The sequence below is a fragment of the Flavobacterium alkalisoli genome, assembly GCF_008000935.1.
In the GTDB taxonomy this organism is placed as follows: Bacteria; Bacteroidota; Bacteroidia; order Flavobacteriales; family Flavobacteriaceae; genus Flavobacterium; species Flavobacterium alkalisoli.
Window position 1 is genome coordinate 3,731,051 of sequence record NZ_CP042831.1, and the last position, 20,076, is coordinate 3,751,126.

The following is a 20,076-nucleotide window of genomic DNA, read 5'->3' on the forward strand; positions in this document are numbered from 1 at the left end:
TATGAAAATCCTACACTACCCAATTATTGCTTTTTTACTGTTGCTTGCAACAGGCTGTAAAAAAGAGCAAAAAACGACTGATAAAACCGCTTCAACTGTTGAAAATTCAGTTACTTATGCAAACGGACTGGAGATATACAAATACAACGGATTTTCTATAGTTAAGGTTACAAATCCGTGGCCGGATGCCGAGGAAAGCTATACTTATGTAATGCAGCAAAAAGGCGGCGCAGTGCCCGATAGCCTTAAAAAATATATGGTACTTGAGGTACCTTTGCAATCGGTTGTGGTAACTTCAACCACACATATCCCCTCACTGGAAATGCTTGGGGTAGAAAATACTCTGGTAGGCTTTGCCCATACCGATTATGTTTCGAGCGAAAAGACCAGAAAACGTATTGACGAAGGCTTTGTTAAGGATGTAGGTGTAAACGAAAGCATAAACACCGAAATAATGATAGATCTTGCTCCAGATGCTATTGTAGGCTTTAGTATCAGTAGCAATAACAAGTCGATGAATACGCTTGAAAAAAGCGGACTGAAAGTATTATACAACGGCGACTGGACAGAGCAGAATCCGTTAGGAAAAGCAGAGTGGATTAAGTTTTTCGGGGCTTTGTACGGTATGGATGACAAAGCAGACGAACTGTTTAAACAAATAGAAAAAGATTACCTTGAGGCTAAGGAAATTGCCAAGCAGGCAACAGACAGGCCAACTGTTCTTGGCGGGGCTATTTATCAGGATCACTGGTACCTGCCACAGGGCGACAGCTGGGCAGCATTATTTTTAAAAGATGCCAATGCTGATTACCTTTGGAAAGATTCTAAAGGAACCGGTAGCCTTAGCCTGTCGTTAGAAACGGTACTGGATAAAGCTCAGGATGCAGAATACTGGATTGGCCCAAGCCATTTCACGTCGTTACAGGAAATGACAGACAGTAATCCGCATTACGGGCAATTCAGGGCGTTTAAGGAGCAAAAGGTATACTCCTTTAGCAGTAAAAAAGGACCTACGGGCGGAGTGATTTATTATGAGCTTTCGGCAAACAGGCCAGACCTTGTACTTAAAGACCTTATAAAAATATTACACCCGGGATTACTTACAGACCATAAACTTGAGTTTTTTGAACAACTTAAATAATTTGCCTTGCTGTACACCAAACGATATACATTACTTTTTTCCTTACTGGGTATAGCCCTAGTAGCTGTATTTTTGGTAAACATCAGCCTGGGGTCGGTAAACATACCTGTAAAGGATGTGGTGCAAAGCCTGCTAGGTAACGGTGCTTCTAAATCTACCTGGGAATATATTATCGTTAACTACAGGCTGCCTAAGGCCATTACCGCAGTTATTGTGGGCATGGGGCTTTCTGTAGGCGGACTTTTAATGCAAACGCTTTTCCGTAACCCGCTTGCCGGTCCTAATGTGTTGGGGTTAAGCTCAGGAGCGAGCCTTATGGTGGCGATGGTTATTTTAGGCGGAGGTATTGTTCCTGTTGTGGGTAGTTTTTTCTCTTCCGCTTACGGACTTGTACTTGCCTCTACCCTTGGTAGCTTCATGGTATTGCTGGCTGTACTTTTAGTTGCCCAAAAACTAAAAGATACCATGGCGATACTTATTGTAGGCCTCATGTTTGGCAGTTTTGCCAGTGCTATAGTTGGGGTATTAAGTTATTTTAGTAATGCCGAACAGTTACAAAAATTCACCTTTTGGGCATTAGGCAGTTTAGGTAACCTTTCGTGGGAAAACATTGCCATACTTTCGGCGACCTGTATTATTGGTTTACTTATGGCAGTTGCCTGTATAAAACCATTAAATGCCATGCTATTAGGTGAGCGCTATGCACGTAGCATGGGTATCAACTTTAGCAGAACCCGCTTCATCATTATATTATCCACCAGTATCATAACCGGCTGTGTTACTGCTTTTGCAGGGCCTATTGCCTTTATAGGACTTGCGGTACCGCACATGGCAAAATTGTTATTTAAAACAAGTAGCCACATGGTGTTGTTTTGGGCAACACTGCTTGCAGGTGCTATTATTATGCTTATTTGTGATACCGTTACACAATGGCCGGGCAGTAGCTTTGTATTGCCTATAAATGCTATAACCTCTATTATTGGTGCACCTATAGTTATATGGCTGCTATTCAGGAAAAAGAAAGGAGCTTTCAGTTAAAAATGAGCAGTATGGAAAAAGTTTTAACCGCAAACGGATTGAGCATTGGCTACCCTGAAAAAAAATCGGGAGCGGTAATAGCCCATGATATAAACCTTAACCTTACAAAAGGAAGCCTTACTGCGCTTATTGGTGCAAACGGAATAGGTAAGTCTACCCTTTTGCGTACACTTACTGCCATACAAAAACCCATAGCAGGAAACATACATTTAAACGGAAGGGAACTGACTTCTTACCATGCAAAAGAACTGGCCCAAAACCTGAGTATAGTGCTAACGGAGAGCCTGCCGCCAAGCAACCTTACCGTTTTTGAACTTATCGCTTTAGGAAGACAGCCTTATACCAACTGGCTGGGAACACTTTCTCAAGAGGATATTACACAGGTAACCAAGGCCATACAGCTTACACAAATTGAGCATCTTGCCGATAAAAAGCATCATGAAATAAGCGATGGGCAATTACAAAAAGTGCTTATAGCACGTGCCCTGGCTCAGGATACGCCCATAATAATTCTCGACGAACCCACTACCCACCTTGACCTTCTGCATAAGGTAAGCCTGCTTCGCCTATTAAAACGGTTAACGGCAGAAACGGATAAGTGTATACTTTACTCTACCCATGATTTGGATTTGGCTTTGCAGTTAAGCAGTAACATTATTGTAATGACCCCTCAGGAAGTAATTCAGGATACACCTGCTAATTTAATTAGCAAAAAAGTATTTGACCGTTTATTTAACGACGACAGTATTACTTTTGATGAAGAAAAGGGTGGTTTTATTGTAAAGGATTAGTCTTCGTCAATACTCTCTTCTGTTTCCTCTTCATATTCATCATCTGAATCTTCATAAAAAGGATCGGGTTCAAAATCAGTCCTGTTACTGTAAATAAACTGAAACTCCCCTAAAGGGTTACCATAGTAAAACTCATTATCACTAACTACCTTAACGTAGTTTTCTTTATCATACACGTCATAAAACAAGCCATCCTCTCCTTTTTTGTATAAATTAGTACCTTCGGTAATATATTCAAATATCACTTCGGAATCAGTCTGACTTACTTTTATCTGATCTATACCATCTATTGTGGTATAAATGCCGGGTACCAGCGTTTGTGCAACGCCAACAACAGCATTCAGCAAAAACAACACTACTAAAACAGCCTTTGCCATAGTAAGAAATTTATGGGTTATCCTATCAAAGATAACGCAAAAACCAGCCCATAAAATACCCATTACTAAGTATTTTTCTTACGCCTTTTAACAAAAGGTAAACATAGCCCCGCTTATAATTTCTGTAACTTTACTATAAATCAAAATCTAAATATTATGGCTAATCAGTTTACAGTAAAATATCCGGGTGATAAAACCGAACTACTCAACAAGATAAAGAGTACCGTAGGCGATAAAGGCAATTTAGCCGGAAACGACCAAACCGGTAATTTTGAAGGCAATACCCCACTGGGGAAATTTGCAGGAACCTACTCTATAGAAGGTGACGACATCACCATAAGCATAGACAAAAAACCTTTGCTGATATCTAACAGCAGGATACAGGAAGAATTTGAAAAGGCTCTTAAAAATTCCTGATATGAGGATAACCTTACTATTACTCTTTTTTTATTGTGTTGCATGGGCACAGCCTCCGGTAATGGAATTGCAGTCTTATGGATTTGATCCAATAGAAGTAAGTATACCCAGCATCCCTAATGACAAACTTATAAAGCTTACACAAAGTTGGGCCAGGGAGTATAACTTTGGCAAAAATACTGTTGATATTACTGAAGTGACAGACAACTCATTAACCATAAGCTCTTTTAAAAAGAATGCATTTTACTACCGTAACTATGGGGAGGTTTTTTATTTCAGGATACATTACAACATGAAAATCGAGTTTAGCCAAAACAGCTACAGGCTAAGTTTTAATGTTGATGATATTTATACCGATGGCAACGTACTTATAGAATATAAGCTACCGGACTATTTTGATTCCTCAGGAAAGCTGAAGGACGGATACAGCGCACTAGATGATTCGCTTGAAAAAACAGTTAATAATATAGTGCAGTCACACTACGATTTTATTGTCAACTACAGGTAGCGCTAAGGCTTTGTTAAATGGCTTTTGTTTTTGTGATGTAAGTGGTAATATTATGACAGAATAACCTAAAAATCAATTGCTATGACACAGGGAGGAACAGATGACCCAAAAGATTTAGGGTCTAAAAAAATTGACAACAGGGAAAAAATGAGTCCTAAAAATGAAGGCTTTAGCGGCGAGAACCTGCCCAATAATTATGACCCTTCTAAAAGGAAACTAAAACCCGAAGTTGAAAAAGATGAGGAAGGCAACATGGAGATACAAAAACGTGCCCGAGATGTAGATGAGGAAAATGCAGTGCCCGTAAGCCAAAGTGATAAAACTACTCGCGACAATGGTAGAGTAATAGACAAAAGCCGCGGTACTGCCAATGAGGCCGAAGATATGGAAACAGCAGAAAACCGCGATTTCAATTCGGATACGGAAGAGGACAGATACCCGTCTTCACATCCTGAAAACAAACGCAATCGAGGAAATATGGACACATAAAAAAGCAGGATAAAATCCTGCTTTTTTTTTAATTATAATCGGTTTCCTTTACGAATTGTATGTTAGCATGCATTTTAATTTCTTCTCCCAATACCAGTCCGCCTGCTTCTGTAGTATCGTTAGAATGTATATCAAAATCATTACGGTTTACTTCTCCGGTTATATCAAAGCCGGCTCTCATATTTCCAAAGCCGTCTTTAGCTTCTCCACCAAATAATACTTTAAAGGTTATTGGTCTTGTAATGCCTTTTATGGTTATGTTACCGGTAAGGTCATACCTATCCCCATCAATGTGATTAAAAGATTGAGACACAAACTCCATTTCAGGATAGTAATCAGCATTAAAGAAATCGGCTGACTTTAAGTGTTCATCCCTTTCTACATTATTGGTGTCTACACTGTAAACATCAACAGTAAGTTTAAACTCGGCATCGGTAAAATCATCCTTACCGGCATACATGGTACCTGAAAACGCCCTGAAATACCCTGAGATATTTGCTATAACCAAATGCCTTATCTTAAACTGTATATCAGAATGGGATAGATCCAGTATCCATTTTGCTCTTTCCATAGTAGTATGTTCATTTTTAAAATTGGTTAATATGCATTTTTAGTTTCCTTTTTATAAGGATAACCTTATAATACAACTACTAATTTACTCACTATTACCCCCTCTTTTACAACTATTTAAGTGAATTGTTTGTTAAACTTTCCTTTACAATTGCTAAGACTCTAAATGTTAATATGCTTTATATAGCGCGCTTCCGCATAGTGTTAAAGCTTTTTCTAACATTTCCCGTAAAAAGTAGTGTTAATTGGCTACTGTAGCCAGTATATAGTGGCGAACTTTGTATATAACCAAAAAATAAAAGAGTTATGGGACATAATGAAGAAGACCAAAGACAAACTCCCGCTCCTAAAGTTTCAAGTGGGGAAGATTTGAGTGAAACTGACATTAAAGGAACAAAAAAATATGTTTCTGAAGCTGAAAAGGTCTCAGAAAGAAAGGAAAGAGAAAACAACAATAATAATTCAAACTAACATATTATGACTGATAAAAATGAAAATACCGGTCATTTAGGAAACAAGTCCGACGAGCCTGTAAGGGCAAGGGGACGTAATGCTGACCGTAGGGAATATTGGGAAAGGGACAACAGGTCCTCTACAGAACGTAACCTTGACGATGCAAGGCAAATGCACTCCAGAACTTTTAATGAAGATGAAGGCACATGGCGCGAAGAACGCAGGGCTAAAGGAGATACAGACCGTAACTGGAATGAAAGTGATCAGATGCAGCGCAGCCCCGGCAGAGACATTGATGAGGAAAGAAGAACGCACGGACGTTATAATGATGACGAACAACATTATGACCACGACGACCGAAGAAATATCTAGGAGTTAGAGAAAGATTTTTTTGTGTGGGGTTCCAACCCTAATTCTATGTAAGAAGCCTGCTTTTAGAGCAGGCTTTTTTTTATTTTATACCCTGTTATTATCGGGTTTCCAGTTTCTAACCGATTTCTTTATAGAATTTGGCGACAGGTTCTCGTCTATTGCCCTTTGCAATAAGGCGGGAAGCTCATCATCGGGAGCAAAACGAAGCGCAAAAAGCTGTCCTTTGCTAAGATTCTCTTCATAAGGCTCCAGCCTGTTGCCGGTAGTTGCATAATAACGGTAACGCAGTTCCAGTAAAACTATCCTGTCCTGCAGCGTTAAGGCATAATGTTGCCTTAGCATAAAGCTTACCAGTGTAACCGATAAAAAAAGAAGGAACATAAATAGCCATATAAGCCAGTCTTCGTTATTAAAAGCATATCCTACACAAATACCCATTAATAAAATCATTACAGGGTAAAACACAAAATGGTGCGGTGTGTAAAAACGTATATGATTTGTATAGTTCTGTTCTTTCATGATAATTATTTTATGTCGGTAATAAAGTTCGCTATTAAGTTAGCAAGCTTATCCTGACCTTCTTCTGTTGTAAGGTAACCTCTGTCTTTTTCTGAAGTAATAAAGCCCATTTCAAAAACAAGCGCCGGAGCTTCTGCTTTTTTAAGCATATAGAAACCCGCTTCTTTAGTTACCACATTATAATCTTTTCCTATTTTATCGGTAAGCTGTTTTGCATACTGTGCCGACTGTTCTTTCTGGTCGGATTCATTAGCTATAAAAATTTCCATACCTGAAACAGTATTTTCAGGATTTCTTGCAGCATTAAGGTGTAAAGATAAAACAAGATCGGGCTTAATCTTATTGATGGTCTCTACTCTTTCGTTTAAGTTGACGAATTCATCTCCTGTTCTTGTAAAATGAATTTTTACATCCTTGTTGTCTTTATTAAGTACTTCAATTTTCTTAGCGATAATTGCAGCAATATCTTTCTCCATGTAATCATTATATACAGCTCCATAGTCTTTACCGCCGTGTGCGGCATCTATAACTACGTTAAATTTTTTTTGCTGAAATTTGGTAATGCAAAAGCAAAACATATTAGTACTCCGATAGCGAAAAGATTTCTGATAAGGTGTTTTTTCATAATTAGCTGGTTTTGAGTTTATGTGTATACTAACACCACCAAAAATATATAAAAAAATGTGCGCTTTAACGTACAAAAATGACCTTTTATCGGATTCTTTGGCTTTTCTTTGACGTATCTATCAGTTTTTCCAGTCGGGATATCTGTGTTTTTTCCTGCTTGGCAGAAGTAACCCAATGCTTCATAAGATTTTTATAATAAGGCGCCTGAGCATTAAAAAATTCCCAGGCAGCTTTATGGTTTTTAAAGATTTTTTCCTGCTCATTGGTAAACTCTGCAGGAGCTTTCCTTTCATGGGAATATATTTTAGTTTTGCCCTCTTTCAGTTTTTCATAAGCTGCTATCCCCATAGGCTTAACCAAACCGGCTGCCAGCAGCTCTTCCATCTTTTTTACGTTTACTGCACTCCATATACTGGTTGTCCTTCGCGGAGTAAACCGTATGGAATAAGCTTCTTTATCAATAGTACGCCTGATACCGTCTATCCAACCAAAACATAGCGCCTCATCTACCGATTGTGGCCATGTAATACTTGGCTTTCCGGTACCTACCTTATAAAAACCGACAAGCAGCTCAGCGGCTGTTTCATGATTCTCTTCCAGCCATTCCCTAAAGTGGGCAGGAGTTTTAAAAAAGTGTGGTTTCATGGATAGTTATTAAGGTAGCAGTAATGGGATAATTTCGTTCAGTTTTTTTATTTCATAAAAATTATCGTGTTCAATTTCATGATCTATAAGCTCGTGTGCCCATGTAGTATGAAACGGAACATGACAGGCATACCCGCCAATATTAAGCACCGGCAATACATCCGACCTCAATGAATTCCCTATCATAAAGAACTCATGCGGTTCTATATCCAGCCTTTTTAAGAGCTTGTTATAGTTAAGTTCTTTTTTATCGGCCATAACCTCTATGTGGTGAAAGTATTCCCCAAGGCCTGAATCATGCAGCTTACGCTGTTGGTCTTTAAGGTCGCCTTTTGTTGCTACGACCAGTTTATAATTCCCATGAAGTGCCTGTAGGGTTTGCTCTACCCCTTCTAATAATACTATGGGCTTTTGCAGGAGTTCCTTACCCAGTTCCAGTACCTTATCGATATGTTTTATGCTAACAGTACCATCTGAAACCTCTATGGCTGTTTGTATCATGCTTAGGATATAGCTTTTAATGCCGTAACCATACAGCGGAAGATTTTCTATCTGGTGTTTAAAGAGTGCTTGCGACAGGCTTTGATGGGAAAGATAGTTTTCCATGAGTCCGCAAAATTTCTTTTCGGTCTCTTCAAAATAGGGTTCGTTTATAAAAAGGGTGTCGTCGGCATCAAAGGCAATTACTTTTAAAGATTTCATGGCTTTACAAATGGTTTTCTACAAATTTAAAGATTTAGCTTAAACCTTACATTGAATAATAAAGCCATTCTCAATTTTATGCACCATTATACAAATGCCTTAATAAAACTTATCGTATCTGTACAAGCTCAAACAGCCCCGGGTAATCTACAACAAAACCATCCTTATCTACCTCAATATCTGCCGTAAAGCCTTTCAGGTTATCAAAGCGGTAAAGCTGCTCGTCCAACCTGGTATATTTTTGCCTTTCCCTTCTTGCCTCATTAGCCAGTATATCTACATAAATAAGGCTAATCTCTTTGCTTTCGCCTTTCAGTAAATGTAAATTATTTACCGGAAGCGTGTTTGTTAACGGAGTTAGCGATATATCAATATAGTTACAGCCCTCAAAGTAAAAATGAGGCAGGTTCTTTTTGCATTTCCAGTGTTCGTTATCATCTAAACCAAGGGAATATTTATAGGTCTTATCAGCCACATTAGCCGATATCTCAAACGACCTTACTTCCCAGTTATTGTTAAGTGTTAACCAGTATTCTGCATAAACAGGTTTTCTTTTAACCCAACCTTCAATTTCAGAATGTACCGAGATAGTGGTATCACGGTAATTTACGGCACAATGTTCGTCTGTGTCGTTTTTTATTCCCTTCCATAAAATACTCAACTGCATATCCGTGAAAATTAAAAGCGGTTTAAGCTTGAGCCAAAACCGCATCTAATTTACTATTTTATCAGCAATTAATCATTAATAATGAGACATTTAACGCCTTGCCTTTAGTACACCCACTGTACTACCCGATTCGTTAACCAAAGCACCCACCATTACCTATATAAAGGTTGGTTTTATCATTATCGGTAAGCATCATTTTATATCCCGATCTGTTTGATCTAACGAGTCTGGCCACTAAATATACCTTATCTCTTTCCACCTGAACCAGGTTACCTTTTACCGTAAGGTAATATTTGCCCTTAGGATCATCACGAAAGTAAGCGTCACTCGCTATGTTCTTATCATATTGTGCACTTTGCTGTATCCTTTCCTCACGAGTCAGGTTTCTCTCTACTAAAACCTGTTTCGGTTGGGTTACCTCTTTTGGTTTTTCGGCTATTACTACAGGTTTTGGTTTTTCCGGCTGGGTTTGCACTACGGGTTGTGCAGCAATAGCAGTCCCTCCTCCTGCCCTATTCATCCTGCCGCAATGGCAATAAGCCTGTCGCTTTTAGGCGGATGAGAATGCGACCCCTTAATACTGGCTATGGTACCCATTACTGCCTGTGCATCGGCAAGAGTGGCTCCCAACCTGCCCAATACAAAACCGGAAAACTCATCGGCATCCAGCTCGGTTTGTGGCCTGCTGCCCACATTGTCCAGCGTATGCCCGTTAAGGTGGTGGCCTATTTCATGTGCCAGTATACTTATGGCTGCCCAGTCACTACCCGTTACCGAGTTGATGTTAGCCATAAACTTTGGGTTATATAATATATAGCGTTTGCCTTTTAAAATAACGGCAGCTGCATTAGGTACATTTGCAGCACGCAATTCAAAATTAGCTTTAAGGCCAATTACCGACATAATATTTTTTACTGCCGACTCTGCCGAGGCTTCGGGTTTATAGGCATGGATATCACCCGTAACAGCTTCTCCGTAATAACTGCACATTTGGGTATATTTTGCCGAAGCAAATACCTTTTGTGCACTAACTCCGGCCGTACTGCATAGGGCAAAACTTAATAGAAAGGCTTTTAAAATCTTCATTTGGCTTAGGAGAATAAATTTGACATTTGGTTTTATATAACATAATACTAACGGAATAAATTAAAGGGTTAGTATACTTTTTAACACCCTTACTAACTATAACGTTATTTGTTAAATAACTGTTAACAGCAAATTTAAACAAACGTTTAATTTAAACAAACGTTTAACTTTGCAGAGAATTTTGAATTCTATATCATGACAGAATACAATGATAAGCAGTTAGAGATACTCAAAGCAGCAGAGATACTGTTTGCCAGCGAGGGCTTTGACGGCACTTCTATAAGAAGTATAGCTAAGGCTGCTAAGGTTAATATTGCAATGATCTCTTATTATTTCGGTTCAAAAGAAAAAATGCTGGAAGCTCTTATTATATACCGTACATCGGATATGAGAATGCAGCTTGACATCATTTCTAAGGAAGATCTTACTCCTTCCGAAAAAGTAGACCGACTTATAGACCTTTACATTTCCCGTATTAATAAGAACAAGTGTATGTACCAGATACTGCACTTTGAGCTTTCCACCAAAAAAAGAATAATGGACATGAAGGCATTTACCGATGTAAAACGCCAGAATATGGAAGCCTTTACCAAAATTATTAATGAAGGGCAGGAACAGGGAATATTTAGAAAAGATGTAAATATTAATCTTATACCCCCTACTATTATGGGTACACTGGTACATTTCCAGATGAACAGGCCTTTCTTTGAGGCTCACTTAGGAATCAGTACCGATGAGGCTTACGAAAACTATATAGAAAACGAGTTAACAATTCACATTAAACAAACCATTAAAGCACTTTTAGTTCATGAAAACTAGATATTTACTGCTGGCCGGGGCGTTATTTCTTTCCGGCATTACTGCAATGCAGGCTCAGGAGAAAAAGTCGCTTACCCTTGATGAGGCCATAGGTCTGGCAGTTACAAAAAGTAATGAGGCGACACTTGCCGATACTAAGGTTTCCACTTCAAAGTATGAAATGGAAAGCGTAAAGAATAATATTTATCCTGAAGTTAAACTTTCAGGGCAATACCAAAGGCTTACAGATCCTAACATTACTCTTAAAATCCCTACAGGAGACAGTAATGACGGAGAAACGGCTTCAGGCTCACCAAAAGTAGACCAGCTTATGTTAGGTATGGCAACTGTGGGTATGCCTTTGTTTTCGGGCTTTAAGCTTAAAAATAGCATAGAGGCTTCAACCGATGCTTATAATGCTGAAAGCTTTAATGCAGCGCATACTAAAGAACAAATTGCAATGCAAACCATTGTATTGTATGTTAACCTTTATAAAGCTCAGGAATCTATAAGCCTTATACAGGAAAACCTGAAAAGCGCTAACCAACGTGTTACTGACTTTACAGCTATGGAGCAAAATGGCATTATTGCCCGTAACGACCTGCTTAAAGCACAGTTACAGGCATCTAACATTGAGCTTTCTCTTGAAGATGCTAAGAAAAGAGCTTCTACCATTAACTACCAGCTGGTAACATTACTAAAGCTTCAGGAAGGTACACAGCTGGAACCAAACTCTTCTTATTTTGAAGAAGCTTCTGAATTAAACACTGCTATTACAGAACAGGATGCCATAAATCAGAGGAATGACCTTGAGCTTTAAGATGGCAGCAAAAAGCCAGCGAAGCCAACATGAAGGTTGCCAAAGCTGACTACTACCCTACAGTAACACTTTTAGGTGGTTATGCAGCTATTGATATTAAAAACGTATTTCAGGTAACCAATGCAATTAATTTTGGTGTAGGTGTTTCTTATGACATTTCTAATCTGTTTAAAAACGGTAAGCACGTTAAAACTGCTGCCAGCCGTGCAGAAGCTACAAGACAGGAAGTGGAAATACTTACCGACAGAATTAAGGTTCAGGTACAGGATGCCCTTGAAAACTATAACCTTGCCATTAAACAAAACAGGGTTTATACACAAGCCGTTGCCCAGGCGGACGAAAATTACCGTATAGTAAAAGATAAATATGATAACGGCCTTAGCGATACAAACGACCTTTTAGAGGCAGATGTTCAACAGCTACAGGCAAAATTAAACGAAACATTCTCTAAAGCAGATATTACTCAGCGTTACTATGAGCTGCTGAATGTTTCAGGAAAATTAACTAACTCTTTCAATCTTACTCAAACAAAATAATCCTCCATCATGGAAAAAAAGAAAACAAATAAAAAGTTCCTTTTCATACTTATAGCACTTGTAGCTGTTGGCGGAACTTATGGTACATACAAATACCTTCACTCGTTAGCTCATGAAACTACTGATGATGCACAGATAGAAAAAAACATGAGCCCTATTATACCTCGTGTTACCGGATACATTACTAAAGTATATGTAAAAGACAATGACTTTGTAAAAAAAGGCGATACGCTTTTTGTTATAGACGATAAAGATTATGTAGTAAGGGTTGAAGAAGCTAAAGCTGCACTTGCCGCTGCCGAAGGTAGTTTTGCAGTTGCTAAAGCCGATGTAGGAAGCGCTGTTGCTAACGTATCGGTTTCTGAGGCCTAACGTACAGTCTACAAAAGGAAACATAGAAGCTGCTAAAGTAAGGCTTTGGAGAGCCACCAACGACTTTGAGCGTTACGAAAACTTATATAAAAATCACTCCATAACTAAACAACAATTTGAGCAGGCGCAAGCCGCAAAGCAAGAGGCTGAAGCACAGTTAAACGTGTTACAGCAACAACAGGCAGCCAGCAACTACCAAAAAAATGCGATTATCTCGAAATCGAATGTGTCCAACAAACAAACGGAAGTTGCTGCTGCTAACATTGAGAAGGCCAAAGCCGCTCTTGATGCTGCAAAACTTAATTTGGATTACACTGTAGTTACCGCTTCTGTAGACGGACAGGTTTCTACTATCGATTTACAGCCGGGACAGCTAGTAGCTCCGGGACAAGCCCTGTTTTACGTTATAAATAACGAGACATGGGTAGTGGCTAACTTTAAGGAAACTCAGCTTAACAAAATGACCGAAGGTCAAAAAGTAGTTGTGAAAGTAGATGCTTATCCTGATACCGAGTTTGAAGGTGTATTAACATCTTTCTCTCCTGCTACAGGGTCTCGTTTCTCTTTACTTCCTCCTGATAATGCTACAGGTAACTTTGTTAAGACAGTACAAAGGCTACCGGTAAAAATAAGCTTAACTGAAAATAACGATAAAGAAAAAGTAAAACTACTTCGTCGGGTATGAACGTAGAAGTAGATGTACATATAAAATAATATGGCAGCAACAGTAACACAGGATGACAGCCTGGTAGAATATGGCTTTAGGCGGGTAATTATTACCATTACCGCGGTACTGTGTGCCCTGCTTGAAATTGTAGATACACAATTGTAAACGTAGCATTAAACCAAATGCGCGGTACACTGGGTGCAACCCTTACCGACATTGCGTGGGTAATTACTGCCTATGCTATTGCTAATGTTATTATTATACCAATGACAAGCTGGCTGTCTCAGCAGTTTGGACGACGAAATTATTTTGCCGTATCTATTATAGTATTTACCGTAGCTTCGTTTTTATGTGGTAATGCCACTAATATATGGGAGCTTGTATTCTTTAGGTTCATACAAGGTATGGGTGGTGGTGCTCTGCTGGTAACAGCACAAACTATTATTACCGAGAGTTACCCGGCCGAAAAAAGAGGTATGGCACAGGCCATATATGGTATGGGTGTAATTGTAGGACCTACATTGGGTCCGCCGCTTGGTGGTTATATTGTAGATCACTATCACTGGGGATGGATATTTTATATAAACGTTCCGTTAGGTATTATCGCTACCCTTCTTACACTTATGTATGTAAAGAGCCCTAAATATGGCGAAAAGCTTAAACCTAATCAGGTAGACTGGTGGGGTATTGTTTTCCTGGCCTCGTTTATCGGTTCGCTACAATATGTGCTGGAACACGGACAGCAGGATGACTGGTTTGCCGATCCAACCATTATAATGCTGAGTATTATATCTGTATTTGGATTACTGGCATTTATATGGCGGGAAATGACCTACCAATACCCTATTGTAAACCTAAGCGTCCTCAAGGACAGTAACCTGCGTATAGGTACTATAATGTGTTTTATACTTGGTTTCGGTTTATATGGTTCAACATTTATCGTCCCTATATATACACAGTCGGTTTTAGGGTGGACAGCTCTTGAAACGGGATTATTATTAATACCCAGTTCATTAACAACAGCCTTCATGATGCCTATAATAGGTAGGTTAATACAAAAGGAGTACCACAAACCTATATGGTTGCCGTTGGTTTCCTTGTGTTCTTCTTCTTTACCTTCTGGATGCATAACATCATTACTAATGATACGGGAGAAGAACACATGTTCTGGCCACTTATTATGCGAGGTATGGGACTTGGATTACTATTTGTACCTATTACCACACTATCACTTTCTACCTAAAAGGTAAAGGTATTGGTGAGGGAGCAGCATTTACAGGTATGATGCGCCAGCTAGGTGGTTCTTTTGTATCGCCATCATTACCACTTTTTTTCAAGATTTGGCCAACAGCACAGGGTAGATTTAATATCTCACCTTGATAAAGCAAGCTTTGCGGTACAGCAACGTGTAGAAGGATTAAAACACAGCTTTATGGGCAAAGGTTTCTCTGAAAGTGAATCGTTAGCTAAGGCATATCAGATACTTGACTTTAACGTAACTAAGCAGGCAACCATACTATCTTATATGGATGTATTTATGTACCTGGGTATACTATTCTTATTATGTATACCGTTTATACTGCTTGTTAAACGCGGAAAAGGTAAAGTAGATATGAGTGAGGCAATGCATTAAAATTGTTTTTGGTTATTTAATATAGTAACATTAGGCTTTTGCCAAAGTGTTCAAACAAAAAAACTCCGAAGTTGCCTTCGGAGTTTTTGTTTGAACACTTTGGCAAAAGCCTAATGTTACTATATTAAATAACCAAAACAATTTTAATGCATTGCCTCACTCATATCTACTTTACCTTTTCCGCGTTTAACAAGCAGTATAAACGGTATACATAATAAGAATAGTATACCCAGGTACATAAATACATCCATATAAGATAGTATGGTTGCCTGCTTAGTTACGTTAAAGTCAAGTATCTGATATGCCTTAGCTAACGATTCACTTTCAGAGAAACCTTTGCCCATAAAGCTGTGTTTTAATCCTTCTACACGTTGCTGTACCGCAAAGCTTGCTTTATCAAGGTGAGATATTAAATCTACCCTGTGCTGTTGGCCAAATCTTGAAATAAAAGTGGTAATGATGGCGATACCAAAAGAACCACCTAGCTGGCGCATCATACCTGTAAATGCTGCTCCCTCACCAATACCTTTACCTTTTAGGGTAGAAAGTGATAGTGTGGTAATAGGTACAAATAGTAATCCAAGTCCCATACCTCGCATAATAAGTGGCCAGAACATGTGTTCTTCTCCCGTATCATTAGTAATGATGTTATGCATCCAGAAGGTAAAGAAGAAGAACACAAGGAAACCAACGGCAACCATATAGGTTTGTGGTACTCCTTTTTGTATTAACCTACCTATTATAGGCATCATGAAGGCTGTTGTTAATGAACTGGGTATTAATAATAATCCCGTTTCAAGAGCTGTCCACCCTAAAACCGACTGTGTATATATAGGACGATAAATGTTGAACCATATAACCGAAACCAAGTATAAAACACATTATAGTACCTATACGCAGGTTACTGTCCTTGAGGACGCTTAGGTTTACAATAGGGTATTGGTAGGTCATTTCCCGCCATATAAATGCCAGTAATCCAAATACAGATATAATACTCAGCATTATAATGGTTGGATCGGCAAACCAGTCATCCTGCTGTCCGTGTTCCAGCACATATTGTAGCGAACCGATAAACGAGGCCAGGAAAACAATACCCCACCAGTCTACCTGATTAGGTTTAAGCTTTTCGCCATATTTAGGGCTCTTTACATACATAAGTGTAAGAAGGGTAGCGATAATACCTAACGGAACGTTTATATAAAATATCCATCCCCAGTGATAGTGATCTACAATATAACCACCAAGCGGCGGACCCAATGTAGGTCCTACAATTACACCCATACCATATATGGCCTGTGCCATACCTCTTTTTTCGGCCGGGTAACTCTCGGTAATAATAGTTTGTGCTGTTACCAGCAGAGCACCACCACCCATACCTTGTATGAACCTAAAGAATACAAGCTCCCATATATTAGTGGCATTACCACATAAAAACGAAGCTACGGTAAATACTATAATAGATACGGCAAAATAATTTCGTCGTCCAAACTGCTGAGACAGCCAGCTTGTCATTGGTATAATAATAACATTAGCAATAGCATAGGCAGTAATTACCCACGCAATGTCGGTAAGGGTTGCACCCAGTGTACCGCGCATTTGGTTTAATGCTACGTTTACAATTGTAGTATCTACAATTTCAAGCAGGGCACACAGTACCGCGGTAATGGTAATAATTACCCGCCTAAAGCCATATTCTACCAGGCTGTCATCCTGTGTTACTGTTGCTGCCATATTATTTTATATGTACATCTACTTCTACGTTCATACCCGGACGAAGTAGTTTTACTTTTTCTTTATCGTTATTTTCAGTTAAGCTTATTTTTACCGGTAGCCTTTGTACTGTCTTAACAAAGTTACCTGTAGCATTATCAGGAGGAAGTAAAGAGAAACGAGACCCTGTAGCAGGAGAGAAAGATGTTAATACACCTTCAAACTCGGTATCAGGATAAGCATCTACTTTCACAACTACTTTTTGACCTTCGGTCATTTTGTTAAGCTGAGTTTCCTTAAAGTTAGCCACTACCCATGTCTCGTTATTATTTATAACGTAAAACAGGGCTTGTCCCGGAGCTACTAGCTGTCCCGGCTGTAAATCGATAGTAGAAACCTGTCCGTCTACAGAAGCGGTAACTACAGTGTAATCCAAATTAAGTTTGCAGCATCAAGAGCGGCTTTGGCCTTCTCAATGTTAGCAGCAGCAACTTCCGTTTGTTTGTTGGACACATTCGATTTCGAGATAATCGCATTTTTTTGGTAGTTGCTGGCTGCCTGTTGTTGCTGTAACACGTTTAACTGTGCTTCAGCCTCTTGCTTTGCGGCTTGCGCCTGCTCAAATTGTTGTTTAGTTATGGAGTGATTTTTATATAAGTTTTCGTAACGCTCAAAGTCGTTGGTGGCTCTCCAAAGCCTTACTTTAGCAGCTTCTATGTTTCCTTTTGTAGACTGTACGTTAGCCTCAGAAACCGATACGTTAGCAACAGCGCTTCCTACATCGGCTTTAGCAACTGCAAACTACCTTCGGCAGCGGCAAGTGCAGCTTTAGCTTCTTCAACCCTTACTACATAATCTTTATCGTCTATAACAAAAAGCGTATCGCCTTTTTTTACAAAGTCATTGTCTTTTACATATACTTTAGTAATGTATCCGGTAACACGAGGTATAATAGGGCTCATGTTTTTTTCTATCTGTGCATCATCAGTAGTTTCATGAGCTAACGAGTGAAGGTATTTGTATGTACCATAAGTTCCGCCAACAGCTACAAGTGCTATAAGTATGAAAAGGAACTTTTTATTTGTTTTCTTTTTTTCCATGATGGAGGATTATTTTGTTTGAGTAAGATTGAAAGAGTTAGTTAATTTTCCTGAAACATTCAGCAGCTCATAGTAAACGCTGAGTAATATCTGCTTTAGAGAATGTTTCGTTTAATTTTGCCTGTAGCTGTTGAACATCTGCCTCTAAAAGGTCGTTTGTATCGCTAAGGCCGTTATCATATTTATCTTTTACTATACGGTAATTTTCGTCCGCCTGGGCAACGGCTTGTGTATAAACCCTGTTTTGTTTAATGGCAAGGTTATAGTTTTCAAGGGCATCCTGTACCTGAACCTTAATTCTGTCGGTAAGTATTTCCACTTCCTGTCTTGTAGCTTCTGCACGGCTGGCAGCAGTTTTAACGTGCTTACCGTTTTTAAACAGATTAGAAATGTCATAAGAAACACCTACACCAAAATTAATTGCATTGGTTACCTGAAATACGTTTTTAATATCAATAGCTGCATAACCACCTAAAAGTGTTACTGTAGGGTAGTAGTCAGCTTTGGCAACCTTCATGTTGGCTTCGCTGGCTTTTTGCTGCCATCTTAAAGCCTCAAGGTCATTCCTCTGATTTATGGCATCCTGTTCTGTAATAGCAGTGTTTAATTCAGAAGCTTCTTCAAAATAAGAAGAGTTTGGTTCCAGCTGTGTACCTTCCTGAAGCTTTAGTAATGTTACCAGCTGGTAGTTAATGGTAGAAGCTCTTTTCTTAGCATCTTCAAGAGAAAGCTCAATGTTAGATGCCTGTAACTGTGCTTTAAGCAGGTCGTTACGGGCAATAATGCCATTTTGCTCCATAGCTGTAAAGTCAGTAACACGTTGGTTAGCGCTTTTCAGGTTTTCCTGTATAAGGCTTATAGATTCCTGAGCTTTATAAAGGTTAACATACAATACAATGGTTTGCATTGCAATTTGTTCTTTAGTATGCGCTGCATTAAAGCTTTCAGCATTATAAGCATCGGTTGAAGCCTCTATGCTATTTTTAAGCTTAAAGCCCGAAAACAAAGGCATACCCACAGTTGCCATACCTAACATAAGCTGGTCTACTTTTGGTGAGCCTGAAGCCGTTTCTCCGTCATTACTGTCTCCTGTAGGGATTTTAAGAGTAATGTTAGGATCTGTAAGCCTTTGGTATTGCCCTGAAAGTTTAACTTCAGGATAAATATTATTCTTTACGCTTTCCATTTCATACTTTGAAGTGGAAACCTTAGTATCGGCAAGTGTCGCCTCATTACTTTTTGTAACTGCCAGACCTATGGCCTCATCAAGGGTAAGCGACTTTTTCTCCTGAGCCTGCATTGCAGTAATGCCGGAAAGAAATAACGCCCCGGCCAGCAGTAAATATCTAGTTTTCATGAACTAAAAGTGCTTTAATGGTTTGTTTAATGTGAATTGTTAACTCGTTTTCTATATAGTTTTCGTAAGCCTCATCGGTACTGATTCCTAAGTGAGCCTCAAAGAAAGGCCTGTTCATCTGGAAATGTACCAGTGTACCCATAATAGTAGGGGGTATAAGATTAATATTTACATCTTTTCTAAATATTCCCTGTTCCTGCCCTTCATTAATAATTTTGGTAAAGGCTTCCATATTCTGGCGTTTTACATCGGTAAATGCCTTCATGTCCATTATTCTTTTTTTGGTGGAAAGCTCAAAGTGCAGTATCTGGTACATACACTTGTTCTTATTAATACGGGAAATGTAAAGGTCTATAAGTCGGTCTACTTTTTCGGAAGGAGTAAGATCTTCCTTAGAAATGATGTCAAGCTGCATTCTCATATCCGATGTACGGTATATAATAAGAGCTTCCAGCATTTTTTCTTTTGAACCGAAATAATAAGAGATCATTGCAATATTAACCTTAGCAGCCTTAGCTATACTTCTTATAGAAGTGCCGTCAAAGCCCTCGCTGGCAAACAGTATCTCTGCTGCTTTGAGTATCTCTAACTGCTTATCATTGTATTCTGTCATGATATAGAATTCAAAATTCTCTGCAAAGTTAAACGTTTGTTTAAATTAAACGTTTGTTTAAATTTGCT

22 protein-coding genes and 4 pseudogenes are annotated in these 20,076 nt (G+C 39.0%); 13 read left to right on the top strand and 13 right to left on the bottom strand.

Annotation, left to right across the window (positions count from 1 at the left end; all coding sequences use genetic code 11):
- Window position 1: 1 nt before the first annotated feature.
- Genes FUA48_RS16955 through FUA48_RS16965 form a run of 3 tightly spaced genes read left to right on the top strand, consistent with a single transcriptional unit; the run spans window position 2 to window position 2,970 of the window.
- Window positions 2-1,141, top strand: a complete 1,140-nt coding sequence (locus FUA48_RS16955) for an ABC transporter substrate-binding protein (protein ID WP_147584674.1) — start codon at window positions 2-4, stop codon at window positions 1,139-1,141.
- A gap of 6 nt (window positions 1,142-1,147) precedes the next feature.
- A complete protein-coding gene (locus tag FUA48_RS16960; protein ID WP_147584676.1) occupies window positions 1,148-2,179 on the top strand; it encodes an iron ABC transporter permease in 1,032 nt (343 codons plus the stop codon).
- Window positions 2,180-2,190: 11 nt separating this feature from the next.
- Window positions 2,191-2,970, top strand: a complete 780-nt coding sequence (locus FUA48_RS16965; protein WP_147584677.1) for an ABC transporter ATP-binding protein — start codon at window positions 2,191-2,193, stop codon at window positions 2,968-2,970.
- Here the strand turns inward: FUA48_RS16965 and FUA48_RS16970 are convergent.
- Complete coding sequence (locus FUA48_RS16970; protein ID WP_147584679.1) at window positions 2,967-3,347, bottom strand: hypothetical protein; 381 nt, start codon at window positions 3,345-3,347, stop codon at window positions 2,967-2,969. The genes FUA48_RS16965 and FUA48_RS16970 overlap by 4 nt on opposite strands.
- Before the next feature lie 156 nt (window positions 3,348-3,503).
- Here FUA48_RS16970 and FUA48_RS16975 point away from each other — a divergent pair, with 156 nt between their 5' ends.
- The 3 genes from FUA48_RS16975 (at window position 3,504) to FUA48_RS16985 (ending at window position 4,761) form a co-directional block, all read left to right on the top strand.
- Window positions 3,504-3,764: a lipocalin/fatty acid-binding family protein gene (locus FUA48_RS16975; RefSeq protein WP_129752405.1), complete on the top strand. Its 261-nt coding sequence runs from the start codon at window positions 3,504-3,506 to the stop codon at window positions 3,762-3,764.
- A 1-nt stretch (window position 3,765) separates the two neighbouring features.
- Window positions 3,766-4,272, top strand: coding sequence for a hypothetical protein (locus tag FUA48_RS16980; RefSeq protein ID WP_147584681.1), 507 nt, complete (start codon window positions 3,766-3,768; stop codon window positions 4,270-4,272).
- Window positions 4,273-4,353: 81 nt separating this feature from the next.
- Window positions 4,354-4,761 carry a hypothetical protein gene (locus tag FUA48_RS16985; protein ID WP_147584682.1) on the top strand — a complete coding sequence of 136 codons (408 nt, stop codon included), beginning with the start codon at window positions 4,354-4,356 and terminating at the stop codon, window positions 4,759-4,761.
- Window positions 4,762-4,789: 28 nt separating this feature from the next.
- Here the strand turns inward: FUA48_RS16985 and FUA48_RS16990 are convergent, their stop codons facing one another.
- Window positions 4,790-5,332: a YceI family protein gene (locus FUA48_RS16990; protein WP_147584684.1), complete on the bottom strand. Its 543-nt coding sequence runs from the start codon at window positions 5,330-5,332 to the stop codon at window positions 4,790-4,792.
- A 305-nt stretch (window positions 5,333-5,637) separates the two neighbouring features.
- Here FUA48_RS16990 and FUA48_RS18455 point away from each other — a divergent pair, with 305 nt between their 5' ends.
- Window positions 5,638-5,802, top strand: coding sequence for a hypothetical protein (locus tag FUA48_RS18455; protein ID WP_168197008.1), 165 nt, complete (start codon window positions 5,638-5,640; stop codon window positions 5,800-5,802).
- Between the two features lie 6 nt (window positions 5,803-5,808).
- Window positions 5,809-6,156 (top strand): hypothetical protein, encoded by a 348-nt coding sequence (locus tag FUA48_RS16995; protein WP_147584687.1) that lies wholly within the window; start codon window positions 5,809-5,811, stop codon window positions 6,154-6,156.
- A gap of 84 nt (window positions 6,157-6,240) precedes the next feature.
- Here FUA48_RS16995 and FUA48_RS17000 read toward each other — a convergent pair whose 3' ends face one another.
- The 7 genes from FUA48_RS17000 to FUA48_RS17030 all read right to left on the bottom strand — a co-directional run bounded on the left by FUA48_RS17000 (window position 6,241) and on the right by FUA48_RS17030 (window position 10,402).
- Window positions 6,241-6,675 carry a DUF6526 family protein gene (locus tag FUA48_RS17000; RefSeq protein ID WP_147584689.1) on the bottom strand — a complete coding sequence of 145 codons (435 nt, stop codon included), beginning with the start codon at window positions 6,673-6,675 and terminating at the stop codon, window positions 6,241-6,243.
- Between the two features lie 5 nt (window positions 6,676-6,680).
- On the bottom strand, window positions 6,681-7,253 hold the full coding sequence (locus FUA48_RS17005; protein WP_147584691.1) for an N-acetylmuramoyl-L-alanine amidase family protein: 573 nt from the start codon (window positions 7,251-7,253) through the stop codon (window positions 6,681-6,683).
- Between the two features lie 133 nt (window positions 7,254-7,386).
- Entirely contained in the window at window positions 7,387-7,947 is a 561-nt protein-coding gene (locus tag FUA48_RS17010) for a YdeI/OmpD-associated family protein (protein ID WP_147584693.1), read from the bottom strand.
- A 9-nt stretch (window positions 7,948-7,956) separates the two neighbouring features.
- Window positions 7,957-8,649, bottom strand: coding sequence for an HAD family hydrolase (locus FUA48_RS17015; protein ID WP_147584695.1), 693 nt, complete (start codon window positions 8,647-8,649; stop codon window positions 7,957-7,959).
- Window positions 8,650-8,758: 109 nt separating this feature from the next.
- The gene (locus FUA48_RS17020; protein WP_165357710.1) at window positions 8,759-9,316 is read right to left on the bottom strand and encodes a putative glycolipid-binding domain-containing protein; all 558 of its coding nucleotides are present in this window, start codon (window positions 9,314-9,316) and stop codon (window positions 8,759-8,761) included.
- 133 nt (window positions 9,317-9,449) lie between these two features.
- Window positions 9,450-9,836: a hypothetical protein gene (locus tag FUA48_RS17025; RefSeq protein ID WP_147584699.1), complete on the bottom strand. Its 387-nt coding sequence runs from the start codon at window positions 9,834-9,836 to the stop codon at window positions 9,450-9,452.
- Window positions 9,833-10,402 carry a M48 family metalloprotease gene (locus FUA48_RS17030; RefSeq protein WP_147584700.1) on the bottom strand — a complete coding sequence of 190 codons (570 nt, stop codon included), beginning with the start codon at window positions 10,400-10,402 and terminating at the stop codon, window positions 9,833-9,835. Before FUA48_RS17030 ends, FUA48_RS17025 begins: the two co-directional genes overlap by 4 nt.
- Window positions 10,403-10,597: 195 nt before the next feature.
- On the opposite strand from FUA48_RS17030, the gene FUA48_RS17035 reads away from it, so the two are divergent.
- From FUA48_RS17035 to FUA48_RS17050, 5 genes and pseudogenes are all read left to right on the top strand, one after another.
- Entirely contained in the window at window positions 10,598-11,221 is a 624-nt protein-coding gene (locus tag FUA48_RS17035) for a TetR/AcrR family transcriptional regulator (protein ID WP_147584701.1), read from the top strand.
- Window positions 11,211-12,020 (top strand): TolC family protein, encoded by an 810-nt coding sequence (locus FUA48_RS18650; RefSeq protein ID WP_317130694.1) that lies wholly within the window; start codon window positions 11,211-11,213, stop codon window positions 12,018-12,020. Before FUA48_RS17035 ends, FUA48_RS18650 begins: the two co-directional genes overlap by 11 nt.
- 29 nt (window positions 12,021-12,049) lie before the next feature.
- On the top strand, window positions 12,050-12,556 hold the full coding sequence (locus FUA48_RS18655) for a TolC family protein (protein WP_317130695.1): 507 nt from the start codon (window positions 12,050-12,052) through the stop codon (window positions 12,554-12,556).
- Window positions 12,557-12,565: 9 nt separating this feature from the next.
- Window positions 12,566-13,642, top strand: a pseudogene (locus tag FUA48_RS17045) (HlyD family secretion protein).
- Window position 13,643: 1 nt separating this feature from the next.
- Window positions 13,644-15,228: pseudogene (locus FUA48_RS17050) on the top strand (DHA2 family efflux MFS transporter permease subunit).
- A gap of 143 nt (window positions 15,229-15,371) precedes the next feature.
- On the opposite strand, the pseudogene FUA48_RS17055 reads toward FUA48_RS17050, so the two are convergent.
- The 4 genes and pseudogenes from FUA48_RS17055 to FUA48_RS17070 form a co-directional block, all read right to left on the bottom strand.
- Window positions 15,372-16,959: pseudogene (locus FUA48_RS17055) on the bottom strand (DHA2 family efflux MFS transporter permease subunit).
- Between the two features lies 1 nt (window position 16,960).
- A pseudogene (locus FUA48_RS17060) lies at window positions 16,961-18,038 on the bottom strand (HlyD family secretion protein).
- 67 nt (window positions 18,039-18,105) lie between these two features.
- The gene (locus FUA48_RS17065; RefSeq protein WP_317130696.1) at window positions 18,106-19,395 is read right to left on the bottom strand and encodes a TolC family protein; all 1,290 of its coding nucleotides are present in this window, start codon (window positions 19,393-19,395) and stop codon (window positions 18,106-18,108) included.
- The gene (locus tag FUA48_RS17070) at window positions 19,385-20,008 is read right to left on the bottom strand and encodes a TetR/AcrR family transcriptional regulator (protein WP_147584701.1); all 624 of its coding nucleotides are present in this window, start codon (window positions 20,006-20,008) and stop codon (window positions 19,385-19,387) included. Before FUA48_RS17070 ends, FUA48_RS17065 begins: the two co-directional genes overlap by 11 nt.
- Between the last annotated feature and the right edge of the window lie 68 nt (window positions 20,009-20,076).

What these genes read in the sequence shown, in the direction of transcription:
- FUA48_RS16955 (WP_147584674.1), top strand. Translation starts at nt 2, where the DNA reads ATGAAAATCCTACACTACCCAATTATTGCTTTTTTACTGTTGCTTGCA.
- FUA48_RS16965 (WP_147584677.1), top strand. Translation starts at nt 2,191, where the DNA reads ATGGAAAAAGTTTTAACCGCAAACGGATTGAGCATTGGCTACCCTGAA.
- FUA48_RS16970 (WP_147584679.1), bottom strand. Translation starts at nt 3,347, where the DNA reads ATGGCAAAGGCTGTTTTAGTAGTGTTGTTTTTGCTGAATGCTGTTGTT.
- FUA48_RS16975 (WP_129752405.1), top strand. Translation starts at nt 3,504, where the DNA reads ATGGCTAATCAGTTTACAGTAAAATATCCGGGTGATAAAACCGAACTA.
- FUA48_RS16980 (WP_147584681.1), top strand. Translation starts at nt 3,766, where the DNA reads ATGAGGATAACCTTACTATTACTCTTTTTTTATTGTGTTGCATGGGCA.
- FUA48_RS16985 (WP_147584682.1), top strand. Translation starts at nt 4,354, where the DNA reads ATGACACAGGGAGGAACAGATGACCCAAAAGATTTAGGGTCTAAAAAA.
- FUA48_RS16990 (WP_147584684.1), bottom strand. Translation starts at nt 5,332, where the DNA reads ATGGAAAGAGCAAAATGGATACTGGATCTATCCCATTCTGATATACAG.
- FUA48_RS18455 (WP_168197008.1), top strand. Translation starts at nt 5,638, where the DNA reads ATGGGACATAATGAAGAAGACCAAAGACAAACTCCCGCTCCTAAAGTT.
- FUA48_RS16995 (WP_147584687.1), top strand. Translation starts at nt 5,809, where the DNA reads ATGACTGATAAAAATGAAAATACCGGTCATTTAGGAAACAAGTCCGAC.
- FUA48_RS17000 (WP_147584689.1), bottom strand. Translation starts at nt 6,675, where the DNA reads ATGAAAGAACAGAACTATACAAATCATATACGTTTTTACACACCGCAC.
- FUA48_RS17005 (WP_147584691.1), bottom strand. Translation starts at nt 7,253, where the DNA reads ATGTTTTGCTTTTGCATTACCAAATTTCAGCAAAAAAAATTTAACGTA.
- FUA48_RS17010 (WP_147584693.1), bottom strand. Translation starts at nt 7,947, where the DNA reads ATGAAACCACACTTTTTTAAAACTCCTGCCCACTTTAGGGAATGGCTG.
- FUA48_RS17015 (WP_147584695.1), bottom strand. Translation starts at nt 8,649, where the DNA reads ATGAAATCTTTAAAAGTAATTGCCTTTGATGCCGACGACACCCTTTTT.
- FUA48_RS17020 (WP_165357710.1), bottom strand. Translation starts at nt 9,316, where the DNA reads ATGCAGTTGAGTATTTTATGGAAGGGAATAAAAAACGACACAGACGAA.
- FUA48_RS17025 (WP_147584699.1), bottom strand. Translation starts at nt 9,836, where the DNA reads ATGAATAGGGCAGGAGGAGGGACTGCTATTGCTGCACAACCCGTAGTG.
- FUA48_RS17030 (WP_147584700.1), bottom strand. Translation starts at nt 10,402, where the DNA reads ATGAAGATTTTAAAAGCCTTTCTATTAAGTTTTGCCCTATGCAGTACG.
- FUA48_RS17035 (WP_147584701.1), top strand. Translation starts at nt 10,598, where the DNA reads ATGACAGAATACAATGATAAGCAGTTAGAGATACTCAAAGCAGCAGAG.
- FUA48_RS18650 (WP_317130694.1), top strand. Translation starts at nt 11,211, where the DNA reads ATGAAAACTAGATATTTACTGCTGGCCGGGGCGTTATTTCTTTCCGGC.
- FUA48_RS18655 (WP_317130695.1), top strand. Translation starts at nt 12,050, where the DNA reads ATGAAGGTTGCCAAAGCTGACTACTACCCTACAGTAACACTTTTAGGT.
- FUA48_RS17065 (WP_317130696.1), bottom strand. Translation starts at nt 19,395, where the DNA reads ATGAAAACTAGATATTTACTGCTGGCCGGGGCGTTATTTCTTTCCGGC.
- FUA48_RS17070 (WP_147584701.1), bottom strand. Translation starts at nt 20,008, where the DNA reads ATGACAGAATACAATGATAAGCAGTTAGAGATACTCAAAGCAGCAGAG.